The organism is Stenotrophomonas sp. FR024, assembly GCF_047500745.2.
Classification (GTDB): domain Bacteria; phylum Pseudomonadota; class Gammaproteobacteria; order Xanthomonadales; family Xanthomonadaceae; genus Stenotrophomonas; species Stenotrophomonas maltophilia_A.
The window spans coordinates 366,091-374,523 of sequence record NZ_JAXAXM020000001.1 but is presented as its reverse complement, the minus strand read 5'-3'; the positions used below and the strand labels follow the sequence as shown (position 1 = coordinate 374,523).

The 8,433-nt window shown below is 68.0% G+C and carries 9 protein-coding genes; 4 read left to right on the top strand and 5 right to left on the bottom strand.

Annotated features, from left to right (window positions below; translation table 11 throughout):
• The 3 genes from ACMZ91_RS01710 to ACMZ91_RS01700 form a co-directional block, all read left to right on the top strand.
• Window positions 1-151, top strand: a 151-nt coding sequence (locus tag ACMZ91_RS01710; RefSeq protein WP_495497641.1) for a YbaB/EbfC family nucleoid-associated protein, incomplete at its 5' end; no start/stop codon positions are given.
• 141 nt (window positions 152-292) lie between these two features.
• On the top strand, window positions 293-892 hold the full coding sequence (gene recR / locus ACMZ91_RS01705) for a recombination mediator RecR (RefSeq protein WP_032127775.1): 600 nt from the start codon (window positions 293-295) through the stop codon (window positions 890-892).
• Between the two features lie 66 nt (window positions 893-958).
• Entirely contained in the window at window positions 959-1,318 is a 360-nt protein-coding gene (locus ACMZ91_RS01700) for a histidine triad nucleotide-binding protein (protein WP_014646179.1), read from the top strand.
• 98 nt (window positions 1,319-1,416) lie between these two features.
• On the opposite strand, the gene ACMZ91_RS01695 is transcribed toward ACMZ91_RS01700, so the two are convergent.
• From ACMZ91_RS01695 to ACMZ91_RS01680, 4 genes are read right to left on the bottom strand one after another with little or no spacing between them, the layout of a single operon-like run.
• Entirely contained in the window at window positions 1,417-1,944 is a 528-nt protein-coding gene (locus ACMZ91_RS01695; RefSeq protein WP_032127773.1) for a Slp family lipoprotein, read from the bottom strand.
• Window positions 1,941-3,890, bottom strand: a complete 1,950-nt coding sequence (locus tag ACMZ91_RS01690) for a transglutaminase TgpA family protein (RefSeq protein ID WP_149908909.1) — start codon at window positions 3,888-3,890, stop codon at window positions 1,941-1,943. Before ACMZ91_RS01690 ends, ACMZ91_RS01695 begins: the two co-directional genes overlap by 4 nt.
• Window positions 3,883-4,806 (bottom strand): DUF58 domain-containing protein, encoded by a 924-nt coding sequence (locus ACMZ91_RS01685; protein ID WP_414577449.1) that lies wholly within the window; start codon window positions 4,804-4,806, stop codon window positions 3,883-3,885. Before ACMZ91_RS01685 ends, ACMZ91_RS01690 begins: the two co-directional genes overlap by 8 nt.
• Before the next feature lie 23 nt (window positions 4,807-4,829).
• On the bottom strand, window positions 4,830-5,783 hold the full coding sequence (locus ACMZ91_RS01680) for an AAA family ATPase (RefSeq protein ID WP_032127770.1): 954 nt from the start codon (window positions 5,781-5,783) through the stop codon (window positions 4,830-4,832).
• A gap of 42 nt (window positions 5,784-5,825) precedes the next feature.
• On the opposite strand from ACMZ91_RS01680, the gene ACMZ91_RS01675 reads away from it, so the two are divergent.
• Complete coding sequence (locus tag ACMZ91_RS01675; protein WP_032127769.1) at window positions 5,826-7,661, top strand: glycosyltransferase family 39 protein; 1,836 nt, start codon at window positions 5,826-5,828, stop codon at window positions 7,659-7,661.
• Window positions 7,662-7,759: 98 nt separating this feature from the next.
• On the opposite strand, the gene ACMZ91_RS01670 is transcribed toward ACMZ91_RS01675, so the two are convergent.
• Window positions 7,760-8,329 carry a Maf family protein gene (locus ACMZ91_RS01670; RefSeq protein WP_149908908.1) on the bottom strand — a complete coding sequence of 190 codons (570 nt, stop codon included), beginning with the start codon at window positions 8,327-8,329 and terminating at the stop codon, window positions 7,760-7,762.
• Window positions 8,330-8,433 lie beyond the last annotated feature (104 nt).

Sequence of the window (8,433 nt, the reverse complement as noted above, 5' to 3'; positions counted from 1 at the left end):
GTCGCTGGCCAGCGACCCGGAGATGCTGGAAGACCTGATCGCCGCCGCCTTCAACGATGCCTCGAACAAGATCGATGCCGAGTCGAAGTCGAAGATGGGTTCGGCCACCGCCGGCATGCAGCTGCCGCCGGGCATGAAGCTGCCGTTCTGATTTTCAGCGTGGCACCCGTGTAACCGGGTGCCACGGATCCCGTAGAGTCGAGCTTGCTCGACTGCTCCAACCTTCAGTCGAGCATGGCTCGACTCTACAAACAGCCGTCGAGCCTGCTCGACGCAATGAAAGCCTGCCGCCGTGTCCGCACCCCTGCTTGAACAATTGATCGACGCACTGCGGGTGCTGCCTGGCGTGGGCCAGAAGACGGCGCAGCGCATGGCCTACCACCTGCTCGAGCGCGAGCGCGAAGGTGGCCAGCGCCTGGCCGAAACCCTGGCGCTGGCGGTGGAGCGCATCGGCCACTGCGCGCAATGCCGCGATTTCAGCGAAACCGAGTTGTGCCCGACCTGTGCCAACAGCAGCCGCGAGCGCAGCCAGCTGTGCGTGGTCGAATCACCGGCCGACCGCCTGGCCATCGAGAACGCCACCGGCTTCCGCGGTGTCTACTTCGTGCTGCAGGGCCGGCTGTCGCCGCTCGATGGCATCGGCCCGCGCGAGCTGGGCCTGGAGCAGCTGGAGCGGCGGCTGGCCGAAGGCGAGGTGCAGGAGCTGATCATCGCCACCAGCGCCACTGTGGAGGGGGAGGCCACCGCGCATTACCTGGCGCAGCTGGCGCGCGCGCGCAAGGTGCAGCCCAGCCGCCTGGCGCAGGGCCTGCCGCTGGGCGGCGAACTGGAATACGTTGATCGTGGCACGCTGTCGCACGCGTTCGGGACGCGCAGCGAATTCCGCGATTGAGCCACGGCCGGCATGGCCGGGCGCGGGCGGCCTACAATGCGGGAGACATCCCCGCCGAGGCCGATCATGAGCAACGAAACCCTCTTCAGCAAGATCATCCGTCGCGAGATCCCGGCCACCATCGTCTACGAGGATGACGAGGTGCTGGGCTTCAAGGACATCGCACCGCAGGCGCCGGTGCACGTGCTGTTCATTCCGAAGAACGAGATCATTCCGACCCTGGATGACCTGCAGCCGTCGCAGGCGCACCTGATCGGCAAGCTGGCGCTGGCTGCCGCCGAGTACGCGCGCCGTGAGGGCTTTGCTCAGGACGGCTACCGCATCGTGATGAACTGCCGCGAGGATGCCGGGCAGACCGTGTTCCATATCCACATGCACCTGCTGGCCGGTGCGCCGCTGGGGCACTTCGGTACCCCGGGGCGTTGAAGCCCCTATCCACGCCTGGCGTGGATCTACCGTATCCCGGCGTGGATGGAAAAGGCCGCCCGAGGGCGGCCTTTTCCGTCATGCCTGTGCGGTGATGATCACCACCAGCCCCAGCGACCATAGCCGCCCCAGTACGGGCCATACGGGCTCGGGCCCCACGGGCCATAGGGATAGGGCACCACGTCGACCTGACGCTGTTCCGGCCACAGGTAGATCACATCGGCCGACAGCTTCGGCAGGCGGTAATCGTATTCGCCGATGCGGGTGTTCTGGTAGCCGTCGATCTTGCCGATGAAGGTCACGTCACGACCGGCTTCGAACACCGCCGGGTCGTAGAAGCCGGCACGGCAGGCGATGAAACGACCGTCGCTGGCATCGGACGAAGTGGTGTTCGGGCGGCCACTGCCATTGAGCGGGCGCGAGATGATCTGGAAGCAGGTCTCGCCCTGGCCGGGCTTGGTTTCGATGATGCGACCGCCCCAACGGACCGGCGTGCCGACCTGCTGGGTAGCGACTGAATCGCGAGGGGAGACCAGGCTGAACTGTCCCTGCAGCGGCTTGGGGGCCGTGGCGCAGGCCGACAGGGCCAGCGTGGCCACAGCGGTGAGAAGGAACTTGGTGTTCATGGGGAGGCTCCGGAAGTCGGGCGATGCCTGCGCAGGTCCCGCAATAATGAAGCGAGGTCGGTGCAAGTTCCAGCGTAACGCGCATCAGCGAAACGCTGGCTGAGCGCGAGCAGGGCCGGGTCAGGACGCTGCCGGTGTACGCGCTGTGCCCAGTCCTGGGCGGTTTCGTGCGGTTCACGGGCCAGGCCGAGGCGGGCGTAGCGCCGGCCGAGCCGGTGCCAGGCGCGCAGCAGCGGGTCGCGTTCGCGCTCGCCACGGGCCAGCAGCCAGGCCATCCACGCCAGCGCCAGCAGTGCGGCCACCACGAAGCCAGCGACCAGCTGCCCGGGGCCCAGATCGTCCAGCCCGAACGGCTTGAGCAGCTGTTGCTGGCGGCGCGCATCGAACGACAGCACCAGGTCGTTCCAGCCGCGGCGCAGCCAGTCGCCCAGCTGGCCCAGCTGCAGCCAACGCTGCTGCAGTGGCGTGTCCGTGCCGGCCTGCAGGCGGTCATCCAGTGTGTCCAGGATGCGTTCCGGTGCCACGGCTGCGGTCGGGTCGACCCGGACCCAGCCGCGCTGCGGCAGCCACACCTCGGCCCAGGCGTGGGCATCCATTCGCCGCACTACCCAGTAGTCGCCGATGCGGTTGCGGGTGCCGCCGGCGAAACCGGTCACCACCCGCGCCGGGACGCCGGCGTTGCGCATCAGCACCACGAAGGCCGAGCTGAAGTGTTCACAGAAGCCGGCCTTGTAGCCGAACAGGAACTCGTCGATCGGGTCGCGTCCCGCCGCAGGGGTGTCCAGCGTGTACGAGAAGTCGGTGGTGATCCACTGCAGCGCGCGGCGCACGATGGCCTCGTCATCGCTGCCAGCCTCCTGTCGCCATTGCTGCGCCAACGTGGCGGTGCGCGGGTTGAAGCCGGTCGGCAGCTGCAGCGTCGCGCGGCGCAGATAGGGCGACAGCGTGCTGTCGAAACGCAGGGGAGGGGCCGAATGCAACCGCCAGCGGCTGAGCGAGGCCAGCGGGCGTTCGCTGCTCAGGCTCATGTCCGCATCCAGCATGCTGCCTGCAGGCGCGCGGCTGGGCAGGTCCAGCGCCACCAGCTGGCGGCGGTCGGTCGGCTCGTAGTCGATCTGGTAATCCCAGCCCTGTGTACTTGCTTCAACCACCGCAGCAGGCCGCCGCGCGCTGGCGCGGTCGCGTGTCCAGCGCCGTCCATCGAAGGCTGTCAGTACAGGGCCGCGCCAGTAACGCTGCGCCGGCTCGGGTGGAGTGCCGAAGAACTGCACGCGCAGCGCCGGGCTGTCGTCGGCCATCAGGTCCAACCACTGGCCGGGCTCCATGCTGTCGGACAACCCCGGTGTACCCACGGCGCGCTCGGGAACACCCCACAGTGGTGTGGCCAGGCGCGGGAACAGCCAGAAACAGGCCAATGCCAGCGGCAGGCCGATCGCCAACAGGCGGCCGACACCATGCAGCTGCCCGCGCAGTGGCAGGCGGCCGGCATGACCTTCATCCTGGGCCAGGCGTTGCAGCGCGATCAGTGCGCTGCCCCCGGCCAGCGCGGCCAGCGCGGTTGTCAGCGGTCCCTGGTCGAGCAGGAATGCTGCAAAGGGCGAGAACAGCGCGAAGCCGAGCAGGCTGCGGGCATCACGCAGGCTGCGCAGCTCGCTGGACTTGATCGCCAGCATCGCGGCCAGCAGTGCGCAACCGGTATCGCGCCCGGGGCGCACCATGCCCATCTGCCAGACGATGGCGCCGAGCATGCCCAGCACCAGCAGCAGGCGTACCGGCATCGGCAACACTGTCCGCCACGACAGGGCGGCGGTGATGATCGCCGCCAGCGCGATCACACCAGCCAGCAGTGGCGGCAGCTGCAGCAGCAACGGTAACAAGGCCAGCGCCGCGCTGGCCAGGGTCCAGTTGCGGGCATTGCGATCGAGCAGGGCGGGGGTCTCAGTCATGCGGCATCAGCGCCAGCGCGCGCAGGCACAGGTGATGGTGGCTGGCGCCCTGACCGGGCCCGAACGGCGGGTGTGCAGGCAGCAGCAGGGTGTAGCGGCGGCCCTCGCGCTCGGCCACATCCACCCAGCGCGCCAATCGAGCGATGCGTGCTTCATGGCCCAACGGCGCCAATGCGCGCCAGTCGAGGATCACTTCGATGCCGACCGGCTTTTCGTACTCGCGCACCAGCAGGCTGTCGCGGCGAGCCGAGTGCTTCCAGGAAATGCTGCGCGGCGCATCGCCCGCCCGGTAGGGGCGCAGCTGATGCAGTTCCTCGCCGCTGGCATGGGCGCGGGTGTGCAGCGGATCGCTGCCGCTCTCCGGCAGTGCAGGCGCCACGGCTTCGGCCAGCGGGTAGACCAGCAGCGGCTGTTCCGGCCACACCCACGACCACGCCCGCACCAGGCCCAGCGGCTGGGTGGTGGACAGTCGGATGCGCGGCAGTTCCAGCCAGCCACGGCATTCGCTGGGAACGTCCAGTTCCACTTCGCCACGGCCGTGCGCAGGCAGCGAGGTCCAGGCGTTGCTGTCACCCAGCTGCAGATGCAGGCCGTGCCGCGCACGCGGGTCACGCAGTGAGAGGTCCACGCGCAGACGCAACGGTTGCCCGGCCGCTACCGGCTCGGCGGAGATCGCATCGATCTGCACGCCGGACAACTGGAGATGCGCGGCAATGGCACTGGCGATTGCTGCTGCCGCGAGCAGCAGGGCCAGCAGCAGCGCCGGGTTGTTGTTGTAGTTCAGTGCGCCCAGCAGCATGGCCGTCAGCAGGGTGGCAACGAACAGGCCGAAGCGGGTGGGCAGCACATAGATGCGATGGCGGTCCAGCCGCCTCGGCAAGGCTTCGGGCCTGCGTGGCCGAGCCAGCGGCTGCATGCGTGCCCAGCGTGTGGCCACGCTCAGTCCACCGCGACGGTCTGCAGGATCGCGCGCGCCAGTGCCGGACCCGAACTGGATTCGGCTTCCGCCACCAGTCGATGACCGGCCACCGCCACGAACAGGGTCTGCACGTCTTCGGGCACCACATGGCCGCGCCCCAGCAGCAGTGCATGTGCCTTGGCCGCGCGCAGCAGCGCCAGGCCCGCACGTGGCGACAGGCCCACGCGCACACCGGCATGCTGGCGGCTGCGGGTCAGCAGCGCCTGCACATAGTCGATCAGCGCGTCGCTGGCATGCACCTGGTTCACCGCGTCGCGCAGCGCGCGCACCTGGGTGTCATCCAGTTTCGGTACGGCACGCGCGATCAGGTCGCGGCGATCGCTGCCGCGCAGCAGCTCGCGCTCGGCCTGCGCGCTGGGGTAACCCATCGCCAGTCGCAGCAGGAAGCGGTCCAGCTGCGAATCCGGCAGCGGGAACGTGCCGGACAGATCCACCGGGTTCTGCGTAGCGATCACGAAGAAAGGATCGGGCAGGGCATGGGTCTGTCCATCCAGGGTGACCTGTTGCTCGGCCATCGCTTCCAGCAACGCGCTCTGCGTGCGCGGTGGTGCGCGGTTGATCTCGTCGGCCAGCAGTACGTGGGTGAACACCGGGCCGGGGTGGAACTGGAACTGACGGCTGCCGGCTTCATACACCGACACGCCCAGCACATCGGCGGGCAGCAGATCGGAGGTGAACTGCACGCGCTGGAAGCTGAGGCCGAGGCTGCTGGCCAGCGCATGCGCCAGCGTGGTCTTGCCCAGGCCGGGCAGATCTTCAATCAGCAGGTGACCGCCGGACAGCAATGCGACGAACGCCAGCCTGACTTCCGGCACCTTGCCCAGTACCAGTGCGTTCACCTGATCCTGTGCCTCCCGCAGGGCCTGACGCAATTGATCGGTTAGCATGCTGGGGTTGGGGGACGAAGCTGGCATGATCGTCTCAGATCTGGAATCCACTCGATTATCCATAGAGCAATGCAAGGCGAACAGCGCGCACGGACGATATTTCTCTGGTTATGGACGCTGGTCACAGCGGCCAAGCTGATCGTTGCCGCGCGCTTGCCGCTGTTCGTCGACGAAGCGTTCTATTGGCAGGAAGGCCAGCATCTGGCCGCGGCCTATTCGGATCTGCCCGGGTTGACCGCCTGGCTGGCCCGCCTGGGCGTGGAGCTCGGCGGTCATCACGTGCTTGCGCTGCGCCTGCCGTTCCTGGCCATCGGTGCGCTGTTGCCGCTGCTGGTGGTGCGCACGGCCACGCGCTGGTTCGGCAATGTGGCGGGTTGGCAGGCGGGCAGCCTCACGCTGTTGATGCCGTTGTCGGCGACGCTGGGCCTGCTGGCGGTACCCGACGTGCCGATGGCGCTGGCGGCGGTGATCTGCCTGCACGCCGGTGCGCGCCTGCTGCACAACGTGGATGCCTCCTCGGCGATGAAGCTGGCGCTGGGCCTGCTGATCGGTGCACTCAGCCACTACCGTTTCATCGGTGTCATCGGCGTCGGTTTCATCGCGCTGCTGGCATTGCCGCAGGGGCGGCGCATGCTGGCCGATCCGCGCGTATGGGTCGCACTGGCGGTGGGCGTGCTGGCATGGCTGCCACTGCTGGCGTGGAATGCGGACAACCACGATGCCGGTCTGAAATTCCAGGTGGTCGAGCGTCATCCCTGGGCCTTTGAATGGGGCGGGCTGTGGTTCCTGGTGATCCAGCCGATGCTGGTGACGCCGATCCTGTGCATGGCGATGTGGAAGGTGGCGCTGGCAGGAACCCGGAGCGGTGGCGGTGCGCGCGTGCAGTGGCGCTATTTCGGCCTGGTGGGCGGCGTATCCACACTGGGCATTTTCGTGCTTGGCTTCTTCACTGACGTCGAGCGGATCAGTTTCCATTGGCCGCTGCCGGGCTACCTCGCACTGCTGGTGGCGGTGCCGGTAGTGCTCAACGGCTGGCCGCGCTGGCTGCGCCGCACCGGCTGGTGGCTGGCAGGCGCGGGCATGGTGCTGGCGTTCGGCTACTACCTGATGGCATCCACGCCGGCACTGCGCGAGCAGATGGCCGGCAGCAAGTACTACCCGCGCAATTTCGCTGGCTGGCAACCACTGGCCGTAGCGGTCCATGAAGAGCTTCGGCAGATGCCGGAAGGGACGCGCGTGCTGGCCGGCAACTTCAAGGTCGGCGCCGAACTGGGCTTCCAGCTGGGCAATGGCAACATCGAGGTGCTGCCGCATCCGCTCAATGACAAGCATGGCCGCACCGCGCAGCTGGCACAGTGGGGCCTGCTGCATGAGGGCGAGCGCACGGCGCCGATGCTGCTGGTGCTGTCACCCAGCGACCAGCGCTATCGCGAGCTGCTGGAGCGCTATCACGCCATCTGCGATCAGGTGGGGCCGATGCCTGCGCCACGCGTGGTCAGCAGTGATCACGGGTTCCAGCGCTTCCTGTTGTTCCGCCTGCCGGTGCAGCGCGCGGAAGGGCCGTGCGTGACGCCGGCGATGGCGTGGCTGGATGCGCCGTCCAATGGCGAGAAGGTGTCCGGCACGTTCGCGATCAAGGGCTGGGCGTTCAAGGATGGCGTCGGCCTGGCACGCGTCGAAGTGCTGGTCGATGGCCGTTCCATCGGTGACGCCCGCTATGGGCGTGTGTTCGACGTGCGCCCCGTGTGGCCGGACAGCACCGATCCGCAGCACCCGGCGGTGGGCTTCGACGCATCGCTGGATACCACCACGCTGGCGCCGGGCAGGCATTGGCTGGGCCTGCGCCTGTATGGCCGCGATGGCAGCGTGGAGCAATGGCAGGAGCAGCCGTTCGAGGTCCGTTGAGGCTTCTGCTTTTGTAGGGTCGAGCCATGCTCGACTGCTTTTTCCGGGCCGCCTGCCATCTACAGCAGAAGCCGTCGGGCAGGGCTCGACGCTACAGTTCAGGGCACCGCGAAACCGGCCCTGCGCAGCAATCCGCATACCGCGATCAGCGGCAGGCCGATCAGCGCGGTCGGGTCGCGGTTGTCGATCGCTTCGAACAGGCTGATGCCCAGGCCCTCGCACTTGAAGCTGCCGGCACAGTCCAGCGGCTGTTCGGTGGCCACGTAGCGTGCGATCTCCTCCTGGCCCAGCGCGCGGAAACGGACCTCGGTCAGATCCACGGCACTGAATGATTCTCCGCCTCGCGTGAGACTGATGGCGGTATGGAAGCGTACCGTCTGCCCGGACATCGCCGCCAGCTGCGCGCAGGCCGCCTCGGCCGTGCCCGGTTTGCCCAGCGGCTGCCCGTTCAGGTCCGCCACCTGGTCCGAGCCGATCACCCAGGCGCCGGGGTGGCGGGCGGCGACTCCGGTTGCCTTGGCCGTGGCAAGGCGCGTTGCAAGGGCCAGCGGCGTCTCACCGTTCAACGGGGTTTCATCCACCTCCGGGCGCGCGCAGTCGAAGGGCAGGCCCAGCCGCTGCAGCAACTCGCGGCGGTAGCGGGAGGTGGAGGCCAGGACCAGTGACATGCGAGAATACCGGGGCAGGGTGCGGCAGTCTGGCCTGTGCGCAGCGCCAGCAGCAAGTGCTGTATGGCGGGCATTTGACAGCAGCCCCCCCGATCCTTAGTATT

Excerpts from the sequence above, each read along its gene's own strand:
- ACMZ91_RS01700 (WP_014646179.1), top strand. The coding sequence starts at position 959 with ATGAGCAACGAAACCCTCTTCAGCAAGATCATCCGTCGCGAGATCCCG.
- ACMZ91_RS01695 (WP_032127773.1), bottom strand. The coding sequence starts at position 1,944 with ATGAACACCAAGTTCCTTCTCACCGCTGTGGCCACGCTGGCCCTGTCG.
- ACMZ91_RS01690 (WP_149908909.1), bottom strand. The coding sequence starts at position 3,890 with ATGACTGAGACCCCCGCCCTGCTCGATCGCAATGCCCGCAACTGGACC.
- ACMZ91_RS01685 (WP_414577449.1), bottom strand. The coding sequence starts at position 4,806 with ATGCAGCCGCTGGCTCGGCCACGCAGGCCCGAAGCCTTGCCGAGGCGG.
- ACMZ91_RS01680 (WP_032127770.1), bottom strand. The coding sequence starts at position 5,783 with ATGCCAGCTTCGTCCCCCAACCCCAGCATGCTAACCGATCAATTGCGT.
- ACMZ91_RS01675 (WP_032127769.1), top strand. The coding sequence starts at position 5,826 with ATGCAAGGCGAACAGCGCGCACGGACGATATTTCTCTGGTTATGGACG.
- ACMZ91_RS01670 (WP_149908908.1), bottom strand. The coding sequence starts at position 8,329 with ATGTCACTGGTCCTGGCCTCCACCTCCCGCTACCGCCGCGAGTTGCTG.